20 protein-coding genes are annotated in these 26,149 nt (G+C 50.9%); 14 read left to right on the top strand and 6 right to left on the bottom strand.

Annotation, left to right across the window (positions count from 1 at the left end; translation table 11 throughout):
- Nucleotides 1–162: 162 nt before the first annotated feature.
- Nucleotides 163–2,358, top strand: a complete 2,196-nt coding sequence (locus tag ACEN2G_RS06565; protein ID WP_442020678.1) for an FAD-dependent oxidoreductase — start codon at nt 163–165, stop codon at nt 2,356–2,358.
- 89 nt (nt 2,359–2,447) lie between these two features.
- On the opposite strand, the gene mtnK is transcribed toward ACEN2G_RS06565, so the two are convergent.
- Nucleotides 2,448–3,626 carry an S-methyl-5-thioribose kinase gene (gene mtnK / locus ACEN2G_RS06560; protein ID WP_442020677.1) on the bottom strand — a complete coding sequence of 393 codons (1,179 nt, stop codon included), beginning with the start codon at nt 3,624–3,626 and terminating at the stop codon, nt 2,448–2,450.
- A 284-nt stretch (nt 3,627–3,910) separates the two neighbouring features.
- Here mtnK and arsS point away from each other — a divergent pair, with 284 nt between their 5' ends.
- From arsS to ACEN2G_RS06540, 4 genes are read left to right on the top strand one after another with little or no spacing between them, the layout of a single operon-like run.
- Complete coding sequence (arsS, locus tag ACEN2G_RS06555) at nt 3,911–4,924, top strand: arsenosugar biosynthesis radical SAM (seleno)protein ArsS (RefSeq protein ID WP_442020676.1); 1,014 nt, start codon at nt 3,911–3,913, stop codon at nt 4,922–4,924.
- Nucleotides 4,924–5,586 (top strand): TIGR04283 family arsenosugar biosynthesis glycosyltransferase, encoded by a 663-nt coding sequence (locus ACEN2G_RS06550; protein ID WP_442020675.1) that lies wholly within the window; start codon nt 4,924–4,926, stop codon nt 5,584–5,586. The genes arsS and ACEN2G_RS06550 overlap by 1 nt, the downstream gene beginning before the upstream one ends.
- Entirely contained in the window at nt 5,583–6,248 is a 666-nt protein-coding gene (locus ACEN2G_RS06545; protein WP_442020674.1) for a TIGR04282 family arsenosugar biosynthesis glycosyltransferase, read from the top strand. The genes ACEN2G_RS06550 and ACEN2G_RS06545 overlap by 4 nt, the downstream gene beginning before the upstream one ends.
- On the top strand, nt 6,241–7,032 hold the full coding sequence (locus ACEN2G_RS06540; RefSeq protein WP_442020673.1) for a sterol desaturase family protein: 792 nt from the start codon (nt 6,241–6,243) through the stop codon (nt 7,030–7,032). The genes ACEN2G_RS06545 and ACEN2G_RS06540 overlap by 8 nt, the downstream gene beginning before the upstream one ends.
- 796 nt (nt 7,033–7,828) lie before the next feature.
- Here the strand turns inward: ACEN2G_RS06540 and ACEN2G_RS06535 are convergent.
- Together ACEN2G_RS06535 and ppsR are read right to left on the bottom strand one after the other, a co-directional pair.
- Nucleotides 7,829–9,250: a uracil-xanthine permease family protein gene (locus ACEN2G_RS06535; RefSeq protein WP_442020672.1), complete on the bottom strand. Its 1,422-nt coding sequence runs from the start codon at nt 9,248–9,250 to the stop codon at nt 7,829–7,831.
- Between the two features lie 352 nt (nt 9,251–9,602).
- Nucleotides 9,603–10,415 (bottom strand): posphoenolpyruvate synthetase regulatory kinase/phosphorylase PpsR, encoded by an 813-nt coding sequence (gene ppsR / locus ACEN2G_RS06530; protein ID WP_442020671.1) that lies wholly within the window; start codon nt 10,413–10,415, stop codon nt 9,603–9,605.
- Nucleotides 10,416–10,607: 192 nt separating this feature from the next.
- Here ppsR and ppsA point away from each other — a divergent pair, with 192 nt between their 5' ends.
- The 4 genes from ppsA (at nt 10,608) to queE (ending at nt 14,986) form a co-directional block, all read left to right on the top strand.
- Nucleotides 10,608–12,992, top strand: a complete 2,385-nt coding sequence (gene ppsA / locus ACEN2G_RS06525; protein WP_442020703.1) for a phosphoenolpyruvate synthase — start codon at nt 10,608–10,610, stop codon at nt 12,990–12,992.
- A gap of 145 nt (nt 12,993–13,137) precedes the next feature.
- Nucleotides 13,138–13,845: a 7-cyano-7-deazaguanine synthase QueC gene (gene queC / locus ACEN2G_RS06520; protein WP_442020670.1), complete on the top strand. Its 708-nt coding sequence runs from the start codon at nt 13,138–13,140 to the stop codon at nt 13,843–13,845.
- Nucleotides 13,845–14,201: a 6-carboxytetrahydropterin synthase QueD gene (gene queD / locus ACEN2G_RS06515; RefSeq protein ID WP_442020669.1), complete on the top strand. Its 357-nt coding sequence runs from the start codon at nt 13,845–13,847 to the stop codon at nt 14,199–14,201. The genes queC and queD overlap by 1 nt, the downstream gene beginning before the upstream one ends.
- Nucleotides 14,198–14,986, top strand: a complete 789-nt coding sequence (gene queE / locus ACEN2G_RS06510; protein WP_442020668.1) for a 7-carboxy-7-deazaguanine synthase QueE — start codon at nt 14,198–14,200, stop codon at nt 14,984–14,986. The genes queD and queE overlap by 4 nt, the downstream gene beginning before the upstream one ends.
- 655 nt (nt 14,987–15,641) lie before the next feature.
- Here queE and moeA read toward each other — a convergent pair.
- Nucleotides 15,642–16,883, bottom strand: coding sequence for a molybdopterin molybdotransferase MoeA (gene moeA, locus ACEN2G_RS06505; RefSeq protein WP_442020667.1), 1,242 nt, complete (start codon nt 16,881–16,883; stop codon nt 15,642–15,644).
- 283 nt (nt 16,884–17,166) lie between these two features.
- Here moeA and folE point away from each other — a divergent pair, with 283 nt between their 5' ends.
- The 3 genes from folE (at nt 17,167) to speA (ending at nt 20,435) form a co-directional block, all read left to right on the top strand.
- Complete coding sequence (folE, locus tag ACEN2G_RS06500) at nt 17,167–17,820, top strand: GTP cyclohydrolase I FolE (RefSeq protein ID WP_442020666.1); 654 nt, start codon at nt 17,167–17,169, stop codon at nt 17,818–17,820.
- A 118-nt stretch (nt 17,821–17,938) separates the two neighbouring features.
- A complete protein-coding gene (locus ACEN2G_RS06495; protein WP_442020665.1) occupies nt 17,939–18,253 on the top strand; it encodes a SelT/SelW/SelH family protein in 315 nt (104 codons plus the stop codon).
- A gap of 277 nt (nt 18,254–18,530) precedes the next feature.
- Nucleotides 18,531–20,435 carry a biosynthetic arginine decarboxylase gene (speA, locus tag ACEN2G_RS06490; RefSeq protein ID WP_442020664.1) on the top strand — a complete coding sequence of 635 codons (1,905 nt, stop codon included), beginning with the start codon at nt 18,531–18,533 and terminating at the stop codon, nt 20,433–20,435.
- 315 nt (nt 20,436–20,750) lie between these two features.
- Here speA and ACEN2G_RS06485 read toward each other — a convergent pair whose 3' ends face one another.
- Entirely contained in the window at nt 20,751–20,906 is a 156-nt protein-coding gene (locus ACEN2G_RS06485; RefSeq protein WP_442020663.1) for a DUF2496 domain-containing protein, read from the bottom strand.
- A gap of 401 nt (nt 20,907–21,307) precedes the next feature.
- Between ACEN2G_RS06485 and ACEN2G_RS06480 the strand changes: the two genes are divergently transcribed.
- Nucleotides 21,308–21,991, top strand: a complete 684-nt coding sequence (locus ACEN2G_RS06480; RefSeq protein ID WP_442020662.1) for a TetR/AcrR family transcriptional regulator — start codon at nt 21,308–21,310, stop codon at nt 21,989–21,991.
- 81 nt (nt 21,992–22,072) lie between these two features.
- Entirely contained in the window at nt 22,073–24,304 is a 2,232-nt protein-coding gene (locus ACEN2G_RS06475) for an acyl-CoA dehydrogenase (protein ID WP_442020661.1), read from the top strand.
- A gap of 178 nt (nt 24,305–24,482) precedes the next feature.
- On the opposite strand, the gene pyk is transcribed toward ACEN2G_RS06475, so the two are convergent.
- Entirely contained in the window at nt 24,483–25,922 is a 1,440-nt protein-coding gene (gene pyk, locus ACEN2G_RS06470; RefSeq protein ID WP_442020660.1) for a pyruvate kinase, read from the bottom strand.
- Nucleotides 25,923–26,149 lie beyond the last annotated feature (227 nt).

Raw genomic sequence — 26,149 nt, 5'->3', positions numbered from 1 at the left:
CCACTTATTGTTATTGGGCATCTTATGCCCGCGGCCAATCTCGCTGTAAGAAACGTGCGCTCGGTTGCGACTTTGTTCTTAAGCTTAACGCTAATGATAGTCGCCACTCGTTGGCTTCAATGCCATATAGGCCAGCCTCATCGCCATAAAAAGGATTTTCTTATGCGCAAACCCCTACTGCTTATCCTGCTAGTGCTGCTTATGGCGCTGTTTTTTATCTTCGATCTCGGTGACTGGTTTACTCTCAACGCCCTCAAACAACAACAGACGCACATTGCCACGATGCGCACCGAGTCACCTTGGCTGATGGCGGGCGGTTTTTTTGTGCTGTATGTGCTGCTGGCGGCGTTGTCACTGCCGGGGGCGGCCATTATGACCTTGGCCGCGGGCGCCTTTTTTGGTCTCTGGCAAGGCTTGGTGTTGGTGTCATTTGCCTCGAGTATCGGCGCCACATTGGCGTTTTTGGTATCGCGTTTTCTGCTGCGAGGTCAGGTACAACACCGCTTCGGTGATCGACTTAAGGCCATCGATAAGGGCATTAACCGAGACGGCGCCTTTTATCTGTTTACCCTACGCTTGGTGCCGGTGTTTCCGTTTTTCATCATTAATTTGCTGATGGGGCTGACCACGCTGCCCATTCGCACCTTTTACTGGGTAAGCCAGCTCGGTATGTTGCCCGGTACCTTGGTCTACGTGAACGCCGGCACTCAGCTGGCGGCCATTAATAGCGTAAGCGGCATACTGTCGCCGACTTTGTTGGCCTCGTTTGCCTTGCTTGGTGTTTTTCCGCTGCTGGCGCGTGCCGTGCTGCGCTTGGTGCAACGCCGAAAAGTGTATCGAGGTTTTAATAAACCCGCCCATTTTGACTGCAATCTGATAGTGATCGGTGCTGGTGCCGCAGGCTTAGTCAGCGCCTATATAGCCGTTGCGGTGAAGGCCAAAGTCACGCTTATCGAGAGCGGCAACATGGGCGGCGATTGTCTTAATACCGGTTGTGTACCCAGCAAGGCCTTGCTGCGTAGCGCCAAACTGGCCCACCAGATGCGCCATGCCGCGCATTACGGCCTCACTAGCACCACGCCTGAATTTAGCTTCAAATACGTGATGCAACGGGTGCAACAGGTGATCAACAAAATAGCCCCTCACGATAGCGTGGAGCGCTATACCAAACTGGGTGTCAATGTATTGCAAGGCCACGGCAAACTGGTCGACCCTTGGACGGTAGAAGTGACCTTGAGCAACGGTGATGTGCAGCGGCTGACGGCGCGCAGTATTATTATTGCCACGGGGGCCAGTGCCGCAGTACCGCCATTGCCAGGGTTAGATAAAGTGGATTACCTGACCAGTGACACCTTATGGCAGGCCATGGCCGAGCGAGCAGCGCCACCGGCGCGATTATTAATATTGGGAGGGGGCCCGATTGGCTGCGAGCTGGCTCAAGCCTTTGCGCGCTTAGGCTCGAGCGTCACCTTAGTGCAACGCAATGCCCGTCTTATGCCTAAAGAAGATCTCGAGGTGAGTGAATGGGTTAAACAGGCGCTGGTCGCCGATGGAGTACGAGTGCTTACCGATTGTGACACTACGCAATTAGCGCCTACCTCTCAAGGTATACGGCTAGAAGTAAACCAAGTACAGGCAAACCAAGTACAGATAAACCAAGTACAGGTAAATCAAGGCGACACATCGCTTACTATTGAAGCCGACACTCTCTTGCTGGCGCTGGGTCGGCGTGCGCGATTGCAGGGATTTGGGTTAACTGAGCTGGGCATCACCATTGATCGCACCGTGACCACCAATGAGTATCTAGAAACCTTGTACCCTAATATTTATGCCGCCGGTGACGTGGCCGGACCTTATCAATTCACCCACACCGCCGCTCATATGGCGTGGTATGCGAGCGTGAATGCGCTATTTGGTCAGTTTAAACGCTTTAAGGTCGATTACTCCATAGTGCCTTGGTGTACTTTTGTTGATCCCGAGGTAGCGCGAGTGGGCTTAAACGAGCAAGAAGCCGCCGCGCAACATATCGACTATGAAGTCACGCGCTTTAATCTGAGCGAGCTCGACCGAGCCATTACCGACGGCTCAGATCAGGGCTTTATTAAGGTATTAACCCCACCGGGTAAAGACCGCATACTGGGGGTGACCATAGTGGGCGAGCACGCGGGTGATTTGCTGGCAGAATATGTGCTGGCCATCAAGCATGGGCTGGGCTTAAATAAAATATTGGGCACCATGCATGTGTATCCCACGCTGGCAGAAGCCAATAAATACGCAGCCGGAGAGTGGAAACGCGCCCATGCGCCCCTGCGCACCTTGGCATGGTTAAGCCGTTATCATCGCTGGCGACGAGGCTAATTTATAAAGCCAAATACCGAAACCCTCGGGCTAGTGTTGAGTTTTTAGTTATAGGCGTTGAGTTAAGTACTTCACTCAACATTCACAACTCAACACTGTGGTCGGCAGGCTAACGCTATCTTCTCCAGCTGCGCGTCATTGAGTTGGTCGGCGTGCATGATCAGAGTGCGGCCCAGTGCTAATGCGTGCCGTTGGCTGACGATTTTTTGGTCTGCGTCGGCAATATTATCGATATCTGCCACGTGGGCCACGCCTAGGGTGCGGCGTATCATTTCACAACCGGCATAGCCTAAGGCGTCTTGCCACACTTGGCGTAAAAAGGCGGCTATATAGCTAGGCTCGGCTAAGGCAGGATCGGCGGTTTGGCTGGCTAACAGTAAGAACTGGCGGTTAAAGCTCTGCCAAAAAGCTTGTACGTCTTTAATGCGTTGCCGCTGTGCAGATGAAGACGGTTGGCTGCATAAATTAAGCAACAAGTTGGCGATCAGTACGCCCACATCAAAGCCCATAGGCCCATAACCACCAAACTCCGCATCAATCACTTTCAGCTTGCCGGCGGCCACCATCACAGATCCAGTATGTAAGTCGCCATGCAATAATGCTTGGCCCTTGCAGCGAAAGTCATGCTTGAGCTTGGCCACCCGTATTTTTAATGGCTGATCGGCCCAGAGCCGTTCGGCATCGTTACGAATGCCTGGCGCCACATTATTACGTTCATGATCACAAAAGGGATCGACAAAATAAACGGCTTCGCTGATCGACATTAACTTAGGATTGGCAAACTGCGTTTGTGCCGCCCGCTGTGCTTGATAATCTAAGCAAAAGTCACTGCTATGAAAGTGCACCTGTGCTAAATATTTTCCTAGCTGCACAGGGGCATCGGCAAAATGCTGGCCGTTAAGCAAGGCTTGGCGCCACACTTGCAGCTCCGATAAATCTTCTAACAGCATGGCCGACAAAGACGCATCCTGATGTAATACCGCCACCGTAAACTCGGGGCAACTCTGCCCATGTTGCAGCAATATTTCGGCTTCGATACGCGCACGGTCCCGGGTTAGGGGCCAAGACTCACCAATGCAGCGAATATAGGGCAGTGCCTGTTTTACAATCCATCCTGTTGCCTCTCCAAGCTGACACACCCTAAATACCTGATTGAGATTACCATCTCCTATTTCTGCGCCTTGCAAGATCATATCTGGCCCAAGCTGGGCCGCCTCACGGGCATAGGCAATGGCATCTTCAGAATTAAATATTCGATATTGGCTCATAGAAAATCCCTGTAATTAGCCTATATGAGTAGAAAAAAGGAATAAAAACCGCACGCACTGTAATAAAGCCGAGCCTGCTCACGACTTAAATTAAGGCTCAAGTTACGGCTTAAGCATAACAACACAAACAAGACAACCAGCACAACATCGGTAACATTGGAGTCCTAGGTGAGTGCGCAGCCGCTAAGCTGCATATACTGAGTTATGAGCAATCAGTCATTCACTCCTACCTATGCGGGTTACCGAGATTAGGAATCGCGCAGGCGCTCTAATAAGGAAACAAGATGCGAGATACGTTACCTCTCCTCGACTTAACGGGTTTTCCGGCCCTCACGCGTAATGCGCTAGACACCCTGCAGGTGAATTTGGGCTATATGTGCAATATGAAATGTGTGCATTGTCATGTGGCCGCCGGCCCTCATCGTACCGAAATGATGGATGACGAAAACCTCGCCTTAATTCCCCGTGTGTTACAGGCACGCAAGCTGACCACCCTCGATTTAACCGGCGGCGCCCCCGAGATGCACCCGCGCTTTCGCGAGGTAGTGATTGCGGCGCGCAAGCTTGGCGTGCAGGTAATAGACAGGTGTAATCTGACTATTTTATATGAACCAGGCCACGAAACCTTGGCCGATTTTTTAGCCGAGCACCAAGTAGAAGTGGTGGCGTCATTGCCGTGCTACGAGTTGGAGAATGTGGATAAACAGCGGGGTAAAGGCACTTTCAATAAAAGCATTGCCGCATTACAACAACTTAATGGGCTGGGTTATGGTCAGCCCGATTCTGGCTTGATATTAAACTTGGTTTATAACCCACAAGGGCCGACCCTGCCGCCAGAGCAACAAGGCTTGGAGGCGGCGTATCGCCGTGAATTGCTGGCGCATTTTGATATTCGCTTTAATCATCTGTTTGCCTTGGCCAATATGCCCATTAAGCGCTTTGGCGATTATCTGCTCACCAAGGGGCAGTTTCATGATTATCTGCGGTTACTAAAAGACAATTTTTCTGCCGGTAATTTAGCAAATTTGATGTGTCGCAATTTAGTGAGTGTGGATTGGCAAGGCTACTTATATGACTGCGATTTTAACCAGCAATTAGGCTTGCGACTGCCCGATGTGGGCGATAAAGAACACCGACCTCATCTGCGTGATCTGCTGCATCGTGAGCTAAACGGCCAGCCGATACGGGTCGCCGAGCATTGCTATGGCTGCACCGCCGGCCAAGGCAGCAGCTGTGGTGGTGCTTTAAATGGTGCTTTAGATAGTAGCGCGCTGCATGATGATCCTAAGGCGTCATAATGTTGTCCATTATTATGCCCATGCTTAATGAGGCCAAGGCGCTGCCTAGCACCTTGGCAGCTTTAGAGAGCCAGACATCTAATATCGAGTTGATTTTGGTGGATGGTGGCAGTAGTGACCAGTCGGTGGCCATTGCACTGCAAGAGGGCGTGAAAGTGTTAAGTAGCACTGCGGGGCGGGCGCGGCAAATGAACCTAGGCGCCGAGCATACCAAAGGCGAGTACCTGTTGTTTTTGCATGCGGACACGCGGTTACCTGCCCATTTTGAGTCATTTATTAGGGCGGCTTTAACTCAGCATCAGTGGGGGAGATTTGATGTGGCCATTAGCGGCCAGCATCCCATGCTAAAAGTCATCAGTTTTATGATGAACTGGCGGTCTCGTTGGTCGGGTATTGCCACCGGCGATCAAGCGCTGTTTATGCGCCGCACCGCTTTTGCTGCGGTGGGCGGCTTTCCCGAGCAAGACTTAATGGAAGACATTGAGATAAGCCAACGTCTTAAGCGTTTGGGCAAGCCGGCCTGCTTACGGCAAAAAGTGCTGACTTCGGGGCGGCGTTGGCAGCAAAACGGCGTATGGCGCACCATTTGGCTGATGTGGCGCTTGCGCTTTGCCTATTGGCGTGGCGTGAGTCCTACCCACTTGGCAAGGAGGTACCGTTGAGCACCCGCATTATTGTGTTTGCCAAGGCACCCATTGCGGGCTTAGCTAAAACCCGACTCGCGGGTGCGCTGGGTTTTGAGGGCGCGGCGCGGCTGGCCCGTCACATGCTGGTCAGTACGCTAGATACGTGTCTAACCGCAGATATAGGGCCCGTTGAGCTGTGCATGAGCCCAGATCCTAACGCTCCCGAGTGGGCCGGCGTGTTGCTGCCACCGCAACTGATACTCAGCAGCCAAGGCGAGGGGGATTTAGGTCAGCGCATGGCCCGCGCCGCTCGCTGCGCCTTATCTGGCCATGCCTCATCTAATAAAGTACAGCAGGTATTGCTAGTGGGCACCGACTGCCCGCAACTGTCACCCGCGCTATTACGTCGTGCCGCCCAGCGTCTGAACACGCAAGATGCCTTGCTGCATCCTACTTGGGATGGCGGCTATGCGCTGCTGGGTTTGCGCCAGTTTAACGGCTGTTTATTTACTGATATGCCTTGGAGCACTCCTGAAGTGGCGGCCCTCACTCAAGCTCGGCTTACGCAACTGGGCTGGCGCTATACATTGGCCGAGCGGCTGCAAGACATTGACGAACCGCAAGACTTGTTCTGGCTGACTGCCAGCTGGGCAAGTGTGCTGCACATTCCCGTTATGGAGGCTAGCCACCATGCTTGAACATGAACCTTGGATCCGCCTTGGCTGCTTTGCCTGCGTATTACTCGTGATGATGCTGTGGGAATGCTGGGCACCCCGTCGGCCTCAGCAAATTGGTCGCCTGGGGCGCTGGCCCCATAACTTGCTGCTCGTCGTTATTAATACGCTGTTGCTGCGGCTGTTTTTTCCGCTGGCGGCGGTGGGTGCCGCCATACTGGCCAGCGAGCACGGCTGGGGGCTGTTTAATCTGCTCTCTATCCCTTTCTGGTTAACACTGGTGTTGTCGCTGCTGGTGCTGGATTTACTTATTTATCTGCAACATCGGCTGTTTCACGCCCAGCCTTGGCTGTGGCGTTTACACCGTGTACACCATGCCGATCTGGAATTTGATGTGACTACTGGCCTGCGTTTTCATCCCTTCGAGATTGTGCTGTCCATGATGATCAAGCTGGCCGCCGTCTCCTTGTTGGGCGTACCGGCACTGGCTGTTTTAGTGTTTGAAGTCCTGCTCAATGCTTCCTCTATGTTCAATCACGGTAATGTGAAGCTGCCAAAGCGGCTGGACGCCGTGCTGCGATTGATACTGGTTACGCCGGATATGCACCGGGTACATCATTCGGTGATCCCTCATGAGACCGACAGCAATTTTGGCTTTAATCTCCCTTGGTGGGATCGATTATTCGGCACCTATCAGAGTCAGCCTAAAGCGGGCCAGCTGGGTATGACCATTGGCTTAACCCAGTTTCGCACCCCCGCAGAGCAGCGTCTACTGCAACTGTTACTACAGCCTTTTCGGCGTAAATAAAGTGGATAATGGATAACTGCTGAAAGGGAGCCATCTTCTAATACCAATCGGTAAAATTAACGGGTCATATTATCCTGCTCCGCAGGACTGCCGAAGTCCTCTTTACCAAAGAGACGGGCAGCTACCAGAGGCAAACAAGACCGGGGTTAGTTTGACCTGTTTAAGTGAATTACAAAGATAAGTGCCGCCCTTGTAGTCCCACGCTTCAGCTGTGGGTCTTGTAAAGCCAAAGCAAGACCTGATTACGTATGAACTTCAGCCATGATGCGCGTTGTTTTGGTTTGTTCTTTATAGCAGCCAATTTATTCGGCTGGCCAGCTTTGCTGGCTGTTACTGAGGTTTAGATTTAGACCAAAACACCAAACCGGGCCGAATAAATTGGCCCCTACAAGGTCAAAACACCAAACTGAGCCTCATATTCTTTACCGAAGAGGCGGCACATCCCTGTAACCTATTGAATTTATTGATACTGAACTCACTGATATATGGCTGAGCTTTGTGGATAATCAGGAAGCAAGAAGGCTTTAAACATTCCCGCTGAGACGGGACTAGCAGCTGAAGCGCTAGGCTACAAAACACCGTCCAGCCTGACTTTAAATGTTGTATTTACTAAGAGTGATAATACTGATCAGCTAGTTTTACAGATTGGTATTAGATAGGTATAAGCACTAAAGATTTTCCACCAGACATAAACCATGGCGGCCGCTGTATTCGCTTTGGAGCAATTTTAGGCATAAAAAAAGCCGGTCAGATGACCGGCTTTTTTAGTACTGAGTATTAAAGTAAGGCGTTAACCTTAGTTAGCAGCGTCAGTTACTATTTTTTTTTGAACCGGTGCGCTATCCGCTTTGCCGTTCATTTCTTTTTCAATTGCAGCACGCTCGTTCGCTTCGTCTTGCAGTGATTTCTTAGGCAGAATCATGTTCAAGATGAAAGAAGTAAGGGCGGCGATGATCACAGGGTTGGTCAGTGACTTCATCATTTCAGGCAACTGAGCTACTGCGTTAGGAGCAGCGGCTACACCCATGGCCAACGCAACTGAGAGCGCTGCGATAGTCACGTTACGTGAAGATAACTCGTCTTTAACCAGCAACTGGATACCTGTCATGGTGATCATACCGAATACGATGATGGTCGCACCACCGATTACAGGAGCAGGTATGGTCAACATGATGGCTGAGAACTTAGGCAGCAAACCGGCCAATACCATGAACACGGCAGCAACACCCAGCACGTAGCGGCTGATTACTTTGGTCATGGCTACGATACCCACGTTCTGGCTGAACGAAGAAGTAGGCAGTGAACCAAAGAAAGAACCAATCAGTGTAGTTAAGCCGTTACCGACTAAACCACCCGACATTTCTTTGTCTGCTAGCTCACGGTTCATACCGCCAACTGCAGTTGCAGACAAGTCACCAATGGTTTGTACCGAGTTAACGATACAGATAATCACCATAGGGATGATGGCACCGATTGGGAAGCTAATACCAAATGCTAACGGCATTGGGATTGCAGCCCACGGAGCATTAGCTACGCGCTCTAAGCTTACCATGCCAAAGAAAGCACCCAGAGCATAACCGGCAAGAATACCCATTATGATAGCGGCAAGGCGGAAATAACCTTTACCAAACTGAGAGCAAAGCAATACGACTAGCAGCGTTACGCCGGCAACCATCCAGTTTGAACCACTACCGTAGTTGGGTGTGCCGAAGCCACCGGCCATATAGTTAATGGCTACGTGGTACAAAGACAGACCAATAACCAATACCACGGTACCGGCTACTACTGGTGGGAACAAATGACGAATGTGCTTAATGAACAGACCCACGATTATCATGGCAACACCACCAATAATCTGTGCACCCATGATGGCGTCGATTCCATACAGCTTATTACCATCTGCATCTACTGCGTTAGCGATAGCCAACAGGGTAGGCATATAGGCGAAGCCCACACCGAAGATTACCGGCATACGCGCGCCGATACTACCGATTGGGTAAAGCTGTAACAGAGTAGACAGACCAGAGAAGAACAAGGCTACTTGGATCAGTAGTGCTGCATCTGGTGCGCTTAAGCCGACTGCTTTAGCAACGATAATAGGCGGCGTAACGGCACCCATGATCATGGCTAAAATATGTTGCAGTGACAATGGCAGTGCTTTGCCAAAACCTGGCTTGCCGTAAAAATCAAATATTGACTTGCTTTGACTATGTTTCATTGCGTTAAGTCCCTGAGTTTTGCTCAAGAGGAGCTGAAGCTTGTTGTGCATTATTGCGACAACGTAACGACAACCACCAGTAATGACATTGTTCGCCGGAATCCCTAGTGAATCAGTTAACTTTGTATACACAATTTCGGATAAGAAACTGTTTATACAAGGAAAACACACCAAATCCGGCAGAAATTCAGACGCACAACATGTGATGCGACTTGCGTCGTGTTCGACTGCTTGGTTAAACACTAGGTGCAATGTATACATTTCTGTAAACATAAAAGCAACATTTTGTTTGTTTTTGTATGCAATGTTTGGAGGTGGATCGCAAAGTTTGTGAGTTGATCTTCCGCACCTTTTAATAGATGCGGCGGCGGATACCGGTGCGTTCTAAAATTTTTACCGAAATTTCTTCTACCGAATGGTAAGTGGTGTCGATAAAAGGGATGGCTTCCATGCGGAACAGACGCTCTACTTGGTTAAGTTCATAGCGGCATTGGTCGGCGGCTGAATATTGGCTGTCGGCCATGCGGCGCTGGCGAATTTCTTGCAGTCGATGTGGGTCTATAGTGAGGCCGAACAGCTTGTGTCTATTGGCTTTGAGCGAATTGGGTAGCGACATCTGCTCCATATCTTGATCAATAAACGGGTAGTTAGCGACGCGAATTCCAAACTGCAATGCAAGATACAAACTGGTTGGCGTTTTGCCACAGCGTGACACGCCGACCAAAATAATGTCCGCTTCATCGTAGGCTTTGGTGGTGACGCCATCGTCGTTTTCCAGCGCATAGTTCACCGCATCAATACGGGTATCGTAGTGCTTTTTGTTGTCGATACCGTGAGATCTGTGCACCCGCGGATCGGCTTTTACGCCCAGTTGTTGCTCGATCGGAGCGACAAAAGTGTTAAGAAAGTCGTAACATTTGGCCTCGCTGCTGGTGATAATGTTACGTAATTGTGCATCGACTATGGTGTGAAACACCAACGGCTGTTTACCGCTTTGTGCAAAGCAGGTATCAATTCTGGCTTTTACTGCCAGTGCCTTATCCACATCGCCGACAAAAGGCATGGTGATTTGCTCAAAAGGCAGCGGAAACTGACTGAGTACCGCATGACCAAAAACTTCGGCTGTGATCGCCGTCCCATCAGAAACATAAAAAACTGTGTGCATCAGGCCTCCAGATCTCACTTTTGCAGTTTGCCAAGGATTGGGCGTTTACCTGTATTTCGTAGACATTGTAGAATCATTCCAGAGTTAGGCCTACCTTAGTTGTCTTGATAGTAAGTGATACAAACAGTAAACCTGCTTAACGCACATTTAAACATTCATAACCCAAGCACCCCTTTAGTTGGAGACGTAGCCGTGGTGGAATATGTAATTTGGTACGAACAGCTCGGAATGCACGACGTAGACCGAGTGGGAGGCAAGAATGCCTCATTAGGCGAGATGATCAGTCAACTAGCCGGTGCCGGTGTTTCTGTTCCGGGTGGTTTTGCGACCACCGCCTACGCCTTTAACGAGTTCTTAGAGCAAAGTGGCCTTAATGCCCGAATTCATGACCTGCTCGATACCCTAGACGTAGACAACATAGTCGCGCTGGGCCAAGCAGGGCAAAGCATTCGCCAATGGGTGATAGACACGCCGTTTCAGCCAGCGCTTGAGCAAGCCATTGCAAAAGCCTACGCTGAGCTGACCGGTAAGGCGGGCGATGAGGCGTCATTTGCGGTGCGCTCTTCGGCCACCGCCGAAGATATGCCGGATGCCTCCTTTGCTGGCCAACAAGAAACCTTCTTAAACGTACGTGGCTTAGATGCGGTGATGGTGGCCATTAAGCATGTGTTTGCCTCACTGTTTAATGACAGAGCCATCTCGTATCGAGTGCATCAAGGCTATAGCCATCGTGGTGTCGCGCTGTCGGCCGGTATTCAGCGCATGGTGCGCTCAGACATTGCCGCCTCCGGCGTAATGTTCACCATAGACACAGAGTCGGGTTTCGATCAGGTGGTGTTTATTACTTCATCTACCGGTTTGGGCGAAATGGTGGTGCAAGGCGCGGTTAACCCCGATGAATTTTACGTGCATAAGCCGACGCTGAAAGCCGGTCGACCCGCAGTGGTACGCAAGACGTTGGGCTCTAAGTTGCAAAAAATGGTTTATGCCGAGGGGCAAGCCTTGGGCCAGCAGGTGGACATTAAAGAAACCAGCAAAGCCGAGCGCAATCAGTTCTCGTTAACCGATCTTGAGGTGATGGAGCTGGCCAAGCAGGCGGTGATCATCGAGCTGCATTATGGCCGTCCGATGGACATTGAGTGGGCCAAAGACGGGTTAGATGGTCAGCTGTACATAGTACAAGCGCGGCCCGAAACCGTGCGCAGTCGCCAAGACAGCAATGTGCTAGAACGTTTTGCACTGAATGAACAGAGTGAAGTCATCGTCGAAGGGCGCGCCATTGGTCATAAAATTGGTGCGGGTCCTGCTAAGGTAATTTCTTCACTGGCACAGATGGATGAAGTGCAGCCCGGTGACGTGCTGGTCACCGACATGACGGATCCCGACTGGGAGCCCATTATGAAGCGCGCTTCGGCCATCGTTACCAACCGCGGCGGGCGCACTTGCCACGCGGCTATTATTGCCCGCGAGCTGGGTATTCCTGCGGTAGTGGGCTGTGGTGATGCCACTCAGCGCATTGTTGAGGGACAAGAGATCACAGTGTCGTGCGCCGAAGGCGACACCGGTTTCGTGTATCAAGGCAAGCTTGATTTTAATATTAATATTTCAGAAGTCGGTGCCATGCCACCCTCACCGGTGAAGGTGATGATGAACATCGGTAACCCCGACCGCGCCTTTGACTTTGCGCAGCTGCCCAATGCGGGCGTGGGCTTAGCGCGCTTAGAATTTATTATTAACCGCATGATAGGCGTACATCCTAAGGCGCTGCTTAATTACGACCAAGAAAGCCCTAAGCTACAGCAGCAGATTGACGGCATTATTGCCGGTTATGCCAGTCCGCGAGAGTTCTTCGTCGCCAAATTAACGGAAGGCATAGCGACCTTGGCCTCGGCCTTTTGGCCGGAGCGGGTGATAGTGCGCATGTCTGATTTTAAATCGAACGAGTATGCGAACCTGCTAGGTGGCGATGCTTACGAGCCTGATGAAGAAAACCCCATGTTGGGCTTTCGCGGCGCATCGCGTTATATCTCGGCGGATTTTCGCGACTGTTTTGCTATGGAATGCGAGGCCATGAAGCGGGTGCGCAATGACATGGGCTTTAACAACGTGGAGATCATGATCCCGTTTGTGCGCACGGTAAAAGAAGCGGCGTCTGTGATTGATATTTTGGCGGAAAATGGCCTCAAGCGCGGCGAAGCCGGGCTGAAAGTGATCATGATGTGTGAGTTGCCCTCAAACGCGCTGTTAGCCGATAAGTTTTTGGCCTACTTCGATGGCTTCTCGATTGGTTCTAACGACATGACACAGCTCACCTTGGGCCTAGACCGAGACTCAGGTCTGGTGGCAGGTTCCTTTGATGAGCGTGACGACGCCGTAAAAGCACTGTTGTCGATGGCCATTAAAGCGGCGCACAAAGCCGGTAAGTATGTGGGCATTTGTGGTCAAGGGCCGTCGGATCATCAAGACTTTGCCGCTTGGCTGGTGGAGCAGGGCATAGACTCTGTATCACTGAACCCAGATACGGTGATCGATACTTGGCTGTATTTAGCCGAGCATGCAGTGAAGAAAAATGGCTAATAAATAGCTGATTAGTTTGTAAAGGGCGCCGAGGGCGCCCTTTTTATTTGCGCTGTCGCCACTAGGCGCTAGAATAGTGCTGCTTTAAAATTGACGTTATGAATGCCGGTCGCAGCCTACCCGGAAAAAACAAGGACACAATCTGATGAATGCATTACTGATCTGCTCCGGCGGATTTGACTCCGTCACGCTTGCCTATCGCTTAGCCAGTGAAGGTGCCTTAGGCGCCTTACTGACCTTTGACTATGGTCAACGCCACGTTAAAGAAATTGATGCCGCGCGCCTGTGTGCCCAGCAATTAAAGGTGCCGCACTTAGTGTTAGATATCGGCCACATTGGTCGCCAATTATCCTCCGCGCTCACCGACGATATAGATGTTCCGCACGGTCATTACAGCGAAGACAATATGAAGCTGACCGTGGTGCCGAATCGCAATGCCATTATGCTGACTATCGCCTTTGGCGTGGCGGCCAGCCGTGGGCTAAATACGGTGGCGCTGGCGGTGCACGGCGGCGATCACTTTATCTATCCCGATTGTCGACCCGACTTTATTCGTCTGTTCGGTGAAATGCAGGCTCAAGCGCTGGACGGCGTGGCTCAAGTGGGCTTGTTTGCCCCCTATGTGCACAGCGATAAAATTGAGATTGCTCGGGATGCGGCGCGTTTTAACGTGCCCATTATTGATACCTGGTCTTGTTATGAAGGCGGCGAGCACCATTGTGGCCGCTGTGGCACTTGTGTGGAGCGCATTGAGGCCATGAGCTTGGCTGGCATTGTTGATCCCACGCCGTATCTTGACACCCAATTTTGGCAGGCTGCTGTTGCTAACGTTAAAGATAAGGCGGGTGATTAATGTATCGCATCAAAAAAGAGTTTCATTTTTCGGCCTCCCATCAGCTTAAGCAGATGCCTGATGGTCACCCTTGTGCTCGCCTGCACGGTCATAACTATATCGTCGTTATCGAGCTCAGTAGCGAGACACTCGATGAGTTTGGCTTTGTGCGCGATTATCATGAGCTAACAGCCTTTAAAAATTATATTGATGATACGTTTGATCACCGCCATCTAAACGAGGTATTGGGTGACGAGTGCACTACAGCCGAGCGCTTGGCGCGCCATTTGTTTGAGTGGGCGCACAGCCGCTGGTCTGAAGTGAGCGCGGTTTTGGTGTCGGAGACGCCAAAAACGTGGGCGGAATATCGAGCATGAGTACCGTCATTTCCAGTAAAGCGACGGATGCGCTAACCATTGCCACGGCACAGATAAGCGACGAGCCGGTGATCGCCATCAGCGAAATATTCGGGCCCACCATCCAAGGCGAGGGCGCCTTAATCGGCGTGCCTACAGTATTTGTGCGTACCGGCGGCTGTGATTTTCGCTGTAGTTGGTGCGATACCTTGTATGCGGTAGAGCCGCGCTTTAAGGCGGATTGGGCTGTGATGCCCGCCGAGGACGTGATGGCCGAGATCCGTCGCTTGAGTGGCGAACGGCCGTTATTAGTGACGCTGTCGGGCGGTAATCCGGCGCTGCAGCCGTTAACTAAGCTCATCCAATTCGGACAAGAGTTAGGCTACACCTTTGCCATTGAAACCCAAGGCAGCAAGGCGCAACCTTGGTTTGGGCTATTGGATCATTTAACCCTTAGCCCTAAGCCGCCCTCATCTGGCATGGCGTTTAATGCGCCGCGCTTTGCCGAGTGCTTGAATGCCGCAGGCACGCATACTCAAGTAAGCTTGAAGTTGGTGATCAGTGACGAAGCGGATTATCAGTGGGCGCGCACGTTTGCGACGCAGTATCCGCAGTTGCCTCTTACCTTGCAGCCATGCAACCCCGCACCCGCCACGCCGGAACAGCCTGAGCTAGAAACGGATCTTGAGAGTTTGAACGCGCGTTTGCGTTGGCTGGTGGATAAAGTAACAGCCGACCGCTGGTTTAACGCCCGTGTCTTGCCGCAATTGCACGTGTTGATTTGGAACAACGAGCGGGGAGTCTAAAACATAGCTGTCAGCGGTAAGCTTTCAGCCTGTCTCTTAGTCACATCTTTTTATTGTTTGTAATGGCGATATCAGGCAGAACGCATCGCTCCTCCGACACGCCGTAAACCCATCCCTGGGGGCTCAACCGCGCCATCCCTGGCGCAGATGGTCGGTTGAGCTGATGCACTCTGCCTTCTCCTGTGCACCAGAGCCCGCTGTTAATGCTATCAAAGGACTCTGGATTATCGGAAGAGGACGAGGTATTGCCGGAGTCAACCGTCAAATGCCATGGACGGCATTTGCCGAGCGTCGTAGGGATACGGTTTAGCGCGTTGACAGAGGCAAGCCTACGGCTTCTTCGTGCCTTACATACTTGTGACTAAGAGACAGGCTGTAAGCGATCAGCTAAAGCAAGATATTGAAAGCGAGATCCTGACTTTCGTCAGGATGACGGCTAAAAGAAAACTGTCAGCCGTAAGCTATAAGCTGTCAGATAGACCCGCTCGGCGCTTTTCTTGCTCTTTGTTTAACTTACAGCTCCCCGAAGGGCATGAGATCCTGACGTGCGTCAGGAAGACGGCATCGAGATAAGAGCAAAACTAAGCCCTACCCAAAACACCGAACTCACAAGTTCGGTGTTTTTCTTCTAGCTTCTAGCTTCCAGCTTTGTCTTCTACCAATACAAACCATCAATCAGCTCAAGCGTGACGAGCTCGCCTTCGGCTACGTCACCGCGGTCTTGCTCAAGATGTAATAAGCAGTTGGCTTGGGCCATGGCGCTAAACACGCCTGAGCTTTGGGAGCCGGCGGCGATCACACCTAAGCTACCATCGCTTTGCGTGCTGACTAAGCCGCGTTGAAAGTCCATACGCCCAGGGGTTTTCTTAAAGGGCATTAACGCCTTGGCTTGTAGCGTGACCGTGGGTGCCAAGTTTTCGCCGGCAAGCTTAGCGAGAGCAGGGCGCACTAACAAATGAAAGGTGACGGCGGCAGACACAGGATTGCCAGGTAGACCAAAGAAAGGACAGTCGTTGATGTGACCAAAGGCAAAGGGTTTGCCCGGTTTAATGGCCAGTTTCCAAAAACCGATGCGGCCTACTGCTGCTAACACCTGCTTGATGTAATCCGCATCGCCCACAGAAACGCCGCCGGAGCTAATGATGGCGTCTGCCTCACTGGCCGCTTTTACCAAGGCTTGGCGGATCAGTTCAGGATCGTCTTTGATAATGCCGTAATCCAGCACCTTGACCCCTAAGCGCTGCAGCATGGCCCGTAAGCCGATGCGATTGGAATCATAAATGTCCCCAGGGCCCAGCAATTCACCCGGGGTTTTTAGCTCGTCACCGGTGGACAATACCACCACGGTGAGCGGTCGGTTGACATACAATTGCTCAAGACCTAATGATGACAATACCGCCAACACGCGCGCGTTAATGCGCGTACCTGCACCAAACACAGTTTCACCTTGGGCTAAATCTTGGGCTGGAAAACGCACGTTTTGCCCAGCCCTAACACGACCCGCCACCGAGACTGAAGGGCCAGTTACTTCACACTCTTCTTGCATGACCACCGAATCTGCACCCAATGGCAGCGCCGCTCCCGTCATGATGCGTACGCATTCACCCGAGCTCACGCGGCCGGTAAAAGGGTGGCCTGCTAGGCTCTCGCCAATCAAGGTAAGGGCTGTATAGGGGGCATAGTCGCTGGCGCTGAGGGCATAACCGTCCATGGCGGAATTGGCGAAAGAGGGGACGTCAATCGGTGAAAGAATGTCGTCGGCTAAAACGCGATTTAACAGTTGATCAAGGCCCACTAACTCGGTTTGAGTGACATTATCGAGCTGGCTTAGCATCTCTTGTTTGGCATCTTGATAGGGGCGCAAGCCGGCTTGGTTACAGTGATCAATTGTTGTCATATGCAACTTCCCTTTAGTTAAAGACTTGAGTAAAGGTATGTGTAGATACCTGAATAAGACATGGAAAAAACAAGCATTAAGGCCGTGACTCTGCTGTAAATGACCCTTATTTGAGCCTTTGCTGACGCATCATTTAAGCGTTGATGGGGCTATTGTTTCAGTTTAAAACAATTTGTCACCTCTGCCGCTCAAGGGTTGCTAAAATCAAGCATTCACTCTGAGTGGTAAATGCACTACCATTCCGCCAGCCTAATTCTGCATTGATTGCTCCCCGGAGACTGCCATGACTGCTTTGAGCGATGCCGCAATTCGAGTGCGTTCTGCCCTCGAACAACGTGGCTTAGAAACCCCGATGAAAGGTAATAACCTGACATTGGATGATAAACAAGCCCGTATTACGGGATTGATGACCGAAATGATGGACGTGTTAGGGCTGGATTTAGAAGATGACAGCCTAGCCGAGACGCCACAACGCATTGCTAAGATGTATGTGCGCGAAATTTTTTCTGGTTTAGATTATAGCTACTTCCCTAAAATCACCATGATCGACAACAAGATGAAGGTCGATGAAATGGTGCAAGTTCGCGACATCACGTTGACCAGCACCTGTGAGCATCATTTTGTGACCATAGACGGCACGGCGACCGTGGCGTATATACCGCGCAGCAAGGTGATTGGACTGTCGAAAATTAACCGCATAGTGCAGTTTTTTGCCCGCCGGCCTCAAGTACAAGAGCGCCTGACCCAGCAGATATTAGTCGCACTGCAGACGCTTCTTGAGTCCGACGACGTAGCGGTCAGCATTAGCGCCACCCATTATTGCGTGAAGGCCCGCGGCGTGATGGATGCCACCAGTAGCACGACCACAACCTCGCTCGGCGGTATCTTTAAGAGCCGTGCTGAAACGCGCCACGAATTTTTAATGGGTGTACGCTAGTAAATACTGTGAGGGGTGAGGTGTGAAACGTAAACCCATGACATCTATCATAGAGGACACAAGCTTAACCCCTGCAGCAATGTGGCACACCAAGCACTTGATTTTCAAAGGACACCGAATGACATCCCAAAGCACCATTACGCCAATCATTAAGCCCAGAGTGGAAATTCGCTATTGTTCTTTATGCCGTTGGCTATTGCGTTCGGCTTGGCTGGCGCAAGAAATCTTGTCCACCTTTAATGATGAAGTGGGTGAAGTGGCCTTGATCCCGGGGGAAAAAGGTCAGTTTCAAATTTTGGTGAACGGTGAGCTTATTTGGTGTCGCGTGGCTGATGAGGGCTTTCCGGAAGCGAAAGAAGTTAAGCAGCGGTTGCGTGATGTGATAGCGCCTGAGCGGGATTTAGGACACAGTGAAGCTAGCCCTAATCGTTAAGATGCGATAAGCGCTCAGCGAACATACATCCCTTTTGTGAAACCTCTTGATGCCCATTAATAAACGCCGCTTGCTAATCGGCGCCACTGGTCAGCACCCTGAGTGATGTGTAAACTTTACTGCCTCTGTTGATCCTGCTTGTGTTGCCTATGCATGCTATCAAATGGAACGTTTACGCCTGTTGAACGTCACAATCTACTGGTATCGCTATCTATCGTACCGAGTCTTTCAAGGCTCGGACCTATTATGACCCTGACCGAAAAAGGGGACGAAGAATATGGCCGACTGGTCCGCAAATGACGCGTTAAAAGTATACAACCTGCCTTACTGGGGCGATGGTTTTTTTCATCTTGATGACCAAGGTCAGGTGGTGGTGACCCCTGATAGGTCTCGTCCTGAAGCCAAGGTGGTGTTAGCTGATGTTATCGCAGAGCTGAAGGCCGAGGGTTTCGCTACGCCTGTGTTGTTGCGCTTTCCTGATATTATTAAAAGCCGTATCGACGCCTTATTTAATGCCTTTAATAACGCCATTGTTGAATACGGTTATGAGGGCGACTACCTCACAGTGTATCCGATTAAGGTTAACCAACAGCGCGGCGTGCTGGATGCAGTGACTAAAGCCTATGAAGATAAGCCTCGCTTAGGGCTAGAAGCGGGCTCTAAGCCTGAGCTATTGGCGGTGCTGGCGCACAGCCATGAAACTGAGTCGGTCATTGTTTGTAATGGCTACAAAGATAAAGAATATATTCGCCTCGCTTTGCTGGGCACCAAGATGGGCCATCGCGTTTATATCGTTATCGAAAAGCTTTCTGAGCTCGCTATGGTGATGGAAGAGGCCAAGTGCATTGATGTAGAGCCTATGCTGGGTGTGCGGGCGCGTTTGGCCTCGCAAAGTGCCGGCAAATGGCAGTCGAGCGGTGGTGAAAAGTCGAAGTTTGGCTTAAGTGCTGCCCATGTGCTGAGCCTCATCAAGCAACTGCGCGATGCTGATTGTTTACATTGGCTGCAATTGTTGCACTTTCACTTGGGCTCACAAATCGCCAATATTCGCGATATTCAAAAAGGCGTGCGCGAATGTGGCCGCTTCTACGGCGAGCTATGCCGCTTAGGCGTGCCGATTAAGATAGTGGATGTAGGCGGTGGCTTAGGCGTGGATTATGAAGGTACGCGCTCACAAAGCTCATGCTCGGCGAACTACAGCATGCGTGAATATGCCAATAACGTGGTGTGGGGCATAGGCGATGTATGTCGTGAATATGACTTGCCGCATCCGTTGATCATCAGTGAGTCTGGCCGCGCCATTACCGCGCACCATGCAGTGTTAATCTCGGATGTGATCAGTATTGAGTCTGCCAAACCGCAAGCGCCTAAGGCACCCGATGAAGGCGCGGCCATGCTGTTGCATAATATTTGGGAAACTTGGGAAGGCCTGTGTCGCGAAGATCCACCCTTGTTGGAAATTTATCACGATACAGTCGCAGAGCTTGGCGATGTGCATCAGCAATACAATATGGGTCTGATCACGCTCGAAGACAGAGCTTGGGCTGAAGAGATGCACCTGAATATTTGCCTTGGTATTCAAAAAGAGCTGAGCCCAAACAACCGGTCACACAGACCCATTATTGATGAGCTAAATGAGAAGCTAGCCGATAAGTGCTTCGTGAATTTCTCGTTGTTTCAGTCGTTACCGGACGCTTGGGGCATTGACCAAACGTTCCCTGTGCTGCCCTTAGATGGGTTGGACCGAGAGCCGACCCGTCGCGCCGTGGTGCTCGATATCACCTGTGACTCAGACGGTGCTATTGATCACTATGTAGACGGCCAAGGCGTAGAAACCACGCTGCCGATGCCGGCATTTGTGCCGGGTCAACCGCATTATTTGGGCTTCTTCTTGGTTGGCGCCTACCAAGAGATTTTGGGCGACATGCATAACTTATTTGGTGATACCCACAGCGCCGAAGTGTCGGTAGATGCGAATGGTAAAACCATCATCAGTGATGTGAAGGCGGGCAGTACGGTAGCGGAAATGCTGCGTTACGTGGACATAGATCCGTCTGTGATCAGTGCTCGCTACGAGACGCTGTTAAGTCAACCGCACCTAGATGAAGAAACGCGCACTATGATGCTGTCTGAGCTTACCGCCGGCCTCGAGGGTTATACCTACCTTGAAGAAGAGCGCTAGTCTAAGTGCTGTAAAGCGTGAAGGGTAAAGAGTGAGGCGTTAAACACTACTTTATGCGTTAGGTTCTAAATTAAACACCGCTTCTAATGGAGCGGTGTTTTTTTATGCCGTTACCCTGACCAAGGTCAGTAAAGGGTGAAGAGAGAAGGGGAGGAACCAAATCAGTGAGCAAGGCCAAAAAACTTAACGCTGAGTTGAAAGGCTGGAAGCTAAGAGTCGGAAGAAAAGGACTGGATTGCCGCGCTGTGCTCGCAAGACGGCAAAAAATTCGGCGCTGCTGTTAGCTTGTCCCCTTCACCCTTCACCCTTCACCCTTCACCCTTTACTGCTTTCAGCCAACTTGCGCTCAAAATCTGCAGTCACTAAACGCAACGCTTTCAGTGCCAGCTCTGGCGCCACCTGATTCACTTCTAATAATTCAATTAAGTCTACGGCCAGCGTGACTTCCGCCGGTGCTTCGTTCAAGTTCATTATTCATTCCCATTTTAAATAGCGGAGAAGTGTAAGGGTAACGAGTGGCACGGACAAGCGACCTTGGCTGTGGCTTGAGGTGTCTTTTTTGGCTGTTTGGTGTTGGAGTCTCAACTCTTCACTCTTTACTCTTCACTGTTATCTCTTAAATTTTAAGCAAAAAAATGCCCAGCTGGGCTGGGCGAAGACTTAGTGTTTAACAACAGTAGTACTTAAAAAAGTAGTACTTAACAACAGTGGCATTACATTGGAGGGGAGGTTTGGCAAAAGGTTCCTGCCTTCACACAAATTATCTTAATTTTATCTCTAGAGTGCGTTTACCACACACAACCCTGCATTTAGCTTGACAGTTGGCGGGGTTAAAACATAAATTTTAAACATGCGTTTGATACGAGGTGCCTGTGGCCAAATTAGATACCAAGCAAAAGATCCTTAATACCGCCGAGCAGTTATTTGCCGAGCTTGGGTTCAATGATACCTCATTACGCCACATTACCGGTGCGGCGGGGGTGAATCTTGCAGCGGTGAATTATCATTTCGGCTCTAAAAAGGATCTGATAAAAGCCGTGGTAAACCGCTACTTATCGCAGTTTATGCCTCAAGCGGATGCGGCACTCAGCCAGCTATTAACTGAGCCGTCGCTCACCTTACCTCAAGTCTTTGAGTGTTTTGTTAAGCCGCTACTGAGTTTAAGCAGCGTGCGCCGCCAAGGGCCTGAGATATTTTTACAGCTGCTAGGGCGAGGTTATATCGATAACCAAGGGTTCTTGCGTTGGTTTATCGTTAACCACTACGGCCCTGTATTGGGCCACTTCAGCCAAGCGATTCAAAAAGCCGCGCCTCAATTGTCTAAAGCCGAGGTGTTTTGGCGGTTGCATTTCACCCTAGGCACAGTGGTGTTCACTATGGCTTCAAGTGAGGCACTGCGCGACATTGCGAAAAATGATTTTAATGAAGAAATAGATGTAGAAGGTTTGGTGCGTAGATTGATCCCGTACCTGGCCTGTGGCGTTGGTGCCGCCCCTTTGTCGGATAGAAAGGTGTCGGATAGAAAGGAGTCGAACATAAAGCTGTCGAACAGCTAATTTGACCAACAGCCAACATGCATAACTACCTTACCTAATTGCACAGCCCAATTACCGCCAGTGGGCAATAAGGAGTGGAACATGAGTTTACGTAAAAAGTGGATCAGTGGACCGGCCTTTGCCACCTTCAAAAAAATCTTGCCGCCGCTATCTGTGACTGAGCAAGAAGCCATGGAAGCGGGTTCGGTATGGTGGGATGGTCAGTTATTCAGCGGTAAGCCAGACTGGTCTCAGCTGTTGGCTTACGGCCCGTCTAGTTTAACAGCAGAGGAGCAGCATTTTCTCGATAACCAAGTCGAAACCCTGCTGGCTATGCTCGACGACCATAAAATCGTTAATGACGATCGCGAGCTACCAGAGGTAGTGTGGGATTACATTAAGCACCAAGGTTTCTTCTCACTGATCATTCCCAAAGAGTATGGCGGGTTAGACTTTTCGGCCTATGCTAACTCCACCATAGTGGCGCGCATTGCCTCGCGCAGTGTCAGTGCCGCAGTGACGGTTATGGTGCCCAACTCTTTAGGCCCCGGCGAGTTACTGATGCACTACGGTACGCAGGCGCAAAAAGACCGCTGGCTGCCAAGGCTGGCCAAGGGCACAGAAGTGCCCTGTTTTGCGCTAACCGGGCCAGAAGCGGGATCAGATGCGGGTGCCATCCCAGACTCAGGCGTGGTGTGCAAAGGCGAGTTTGATGGTCAAGAAGTGTTGGGTATTCGCCTCAATTGGGATAAGCGCTACATTACGCTGGCGCCCAGAGCTACGGTATTGGGCTTGGCGTTTAAACTGTTTGATCCAGACCGTCTGCTCAGTGATAACCCAGCCCCCGGCATTACCTGTGCCTTAATACCTAGCCGTCATGCGGGCGTAGAAATTGGCGACCGTCATTTCCCCATGGGCTTAGCCTTTTTAAACGGCACTACTCACGGCAAAGATGTGTTTATCCCCTTGGATTGGATCATCGGCGGCCCTGAGTTTGCCGGTCGAGGTTGGCGCATGCTGGTGGAGTGTTTATCGGCGGGGCGCGGCATTTCCTTGCCCGCGCTGGGCACCGCCAGCGGTCATTTATCGGTACTCAGCACCAGTGCTTACGCTTATGTGCGCAAGCAATTTGGCTTGTCGATTGGCAAGTTTGAAGGGGTACAAGAGGCGCTGGGCAGTATCGGCGGCTTAACCTATCAGCTGGAAGCCACCCGTCGTTTAACGGCGAAAGCGCTAGATTTAAAAGAAAGTCCGGCCATTGTGACCGCTATTTCTAAATACCATATGACGGAAATGGCACGCACAGTGCTGGATCACGCCATGGACGTGCACGCGGGCAAGGGCATTCAGATGGGGCCTAAAAATTATTTGGCGCACAACTACATGGGCATACCCGTGGCCATTACCGTGGAAGGGGCCAATATTTTAACCCGCAACTTGATGATTTTTGGTCAAGGCGCCACCCGCTGCCACCCTTATGTGCTGCAAGAGCTACAAGCCGCGGCCAACCCAGATCAGCAAGCGGGCTTGGATGAGTTTGATAAGTTATTGTTTAAGCACATTGGTTTTGCCATGGGTAACGTATTTGGTGCGCTGGGGCAGGGGTTAACAGGCGCGTGCTTTAATCGCTCACCGGTAGTGGGCGAAACCGCCGTTTACTATCGCCAACTGGCGCGCATGAGTAAGGCGCTGGCGCTGTGTGCAGATATGTCGATGCTGATTTTAGGCGGAGATCTCAAGCGTAAAGAGATGATTTCGGCGCGCCTTGGTGATGTGTTAAGTCATTTGTATTTGGGCAGTGCCACCTTGAAGTTTTTTGAAGACAACGGCCGACCTCAGGATGAATTGCCCTTCGTGCATTATGCGCTGCGCCGTAACTTAAACTTAATAGGCGAGGCGCTAGAGGGCTTCTTCGATAATTTCCCCAATCGTGTGGTGGCCGGCACACTGAAAGCCTTGATTTTCCCGTTTGGTAATCATTATAAAAAGCCGCTGGATAAACACGCTCAGGCCATTAGCGAGCTGTTAATGACGCCATCAAGTGTTCGCCAACGCTTAACCACGCTTTGCTATGTGCCCGATGGCACAGTGCCGGGACTGGGTGAGGTAGAAGCGGCGTTCTTGGCCATGGTGGGCGTGCAAGACATAGAGAAGAAGCTGCGCGCCGCCCAAAAAGCCGGCTCCTTAGCTCGCAAGTTACCTTTTGATGAGTTATTGGCTCAAGCGAAAGAGCACAATATTATCAGTGATGCAGACATTGAACGCTTACAGCATGCGGATGAACTGCGCCGCCTTGCCATCGCCGTCGACAGCTTTAAGCCGGGGGAGTTGTAAAACAAGCCGTACGTATTACGCTGTACGCCCTACGTTTAGGGAAAAGCGCAGTTCGGTTTGGTTTTATCTTTAACGGACAGCGTACGGCGTAACGCGTATGGCTGTGTTTGCTTTGGGATCAAAAAAGCCGCTCATATGAGCGGCTTTTTACTAATTGTGATCAGCTTAATGTTTAAGCTTATTCAACAGTCAGAATTTTACAGGTGTTGGTGCTGCCGATAACTTCCATGGCATCGCCATGAGTCAGCAACACTAAGTCACCGCTGTTTACGTAGCCGGCGGCCTTCAAGGTAGCCAAGGCTTCACGGCTCACTTCGGCGTTGCTTAAAGCAGTGTCGTGCTTAAAATACACAGGCGTTACGCCACGGTACATGCTGCTCCATGCCAATGTCTTGTCTTCGCCAGACATTGAGAAAATTGGCAGACCAGAGCTGATGCGTGACAGCAGCAACGGAGTAGTACCTGAATGAGTCAAAGCAACGATAGCCTTAACACCTTGCAAGTGGTTAGCCGCATACATAGTCGACATAGCGATGGTTTCTTCAACCGAGGTAAAGGTGAAGTTCATGCGGTGGTTAGACACGTTGATGCTTGGGTGCTTCTCGGCGCCTAAACATACTTCAGCCATGGCTTTAACGGTTTCAATCGGGAAGTCACCGGCGGCAGTTTCAGCAGACAGCATGACCGCATCTGTACCATCCAGCACGGCGTTAGCCACGTCCATAACTTCGGCACGGGTTGGCAGTGGTGCTGAAATCATGGATTCCATCATTTGGGTGGCGGTAATGACGACGCGGTTTAAACGACGTGAAGCACGGATCAACTTCTTCTGTACGCCGACCAACTCAGAGTCACCAATTTCCACACCCAAGTCACCACGAGCAACCATGACCACGTCTGAGGCCAAGATCACGTCTTCCATGGCAGCATCAGAAGCAACGGCTTCGGCGCGTTCAACTTTGGCAACCAGCTTGGCGTTGCTGCCGGCGGCGCGAGCCAATTCACGGGCAATGCGCATGTCTTCGCCAGTACGAGGGAAAGACACGGCTAAGTAATCAACGCCAATTTTAGCGGCTGTGATGATGTCTTCTTTGTCTTTTTCAGTCAGGGCAGGAGCCGATAAACCGCCGCCTTTCTTGTTGATGCCTTTGTTATTAGACAAGGGACCTGCAACGGTAACGACCGTGAATACCTTGTTGCCTTCAACGCTTTCCACACGCAGTTGTACGCGGCCATCGTCCAGCAATAACACGTCGTCAACTTTAACGTCGCGTGGCAGATCTTTATAGTCAATACCTACTTGGGTCTCATCACCTAAGCCTAAGCCTAAGTCAGCATCCAAGGTAAACTTGTCACCCAGACTTAAGTGGATTTTTTTATCTTTAAAAGTAGAAACGCGGATCTTAGGTCCTTGCAAGTCACCCAGAATCGCCACGTGTACGCCCAGTCTCTTGGCGATTTCACGTACTTGATTGGCGCGGTTCATATGATCTTCGGCGGTGCCGTGAGAAAAGTTCATGCGCACTACGTTTGCGCCCGCTTTGATAATACCTTCGAGGTTATTGTCGCGATCGGTCGCCGGGCCTAGGGTAGTAACTATCTTGGTACGTCTTAACATTAGAGACTCCAGTGTAGAGGTAGTTCACATAAAGAAGAGAAATGGCGGTCGCGTTGGAAACGCGGCTCATTTAAAAAGCCAATGAAAAGCGGTTTTGTTATCGATGAGTAACTCAATACCAGCACGTCGGTCTTGGCTTGAGATAAGTCCTTTGTTTTACTCACGATTAAATGCAGCATCCTTGGTTTATAAATTGTTATCGATAATAGCGTAAGGAAATTGAAAAG

This window comes from Oceanisphaera sp. W20_SRM_FM3 (genome assembly GCF_052119705.1).
In the GTDB taxonomy this organism is placed as follows: Bacteria; Pseudomonadota; Gammaproteobacteria; order Enterobacterales; family Aeromonadaceae; genus Oceanimonas.
Note: the sequence above shows the minus strand (reverse complement) of the source record. Positions and strands in the feature narration are given on the sequence as shown.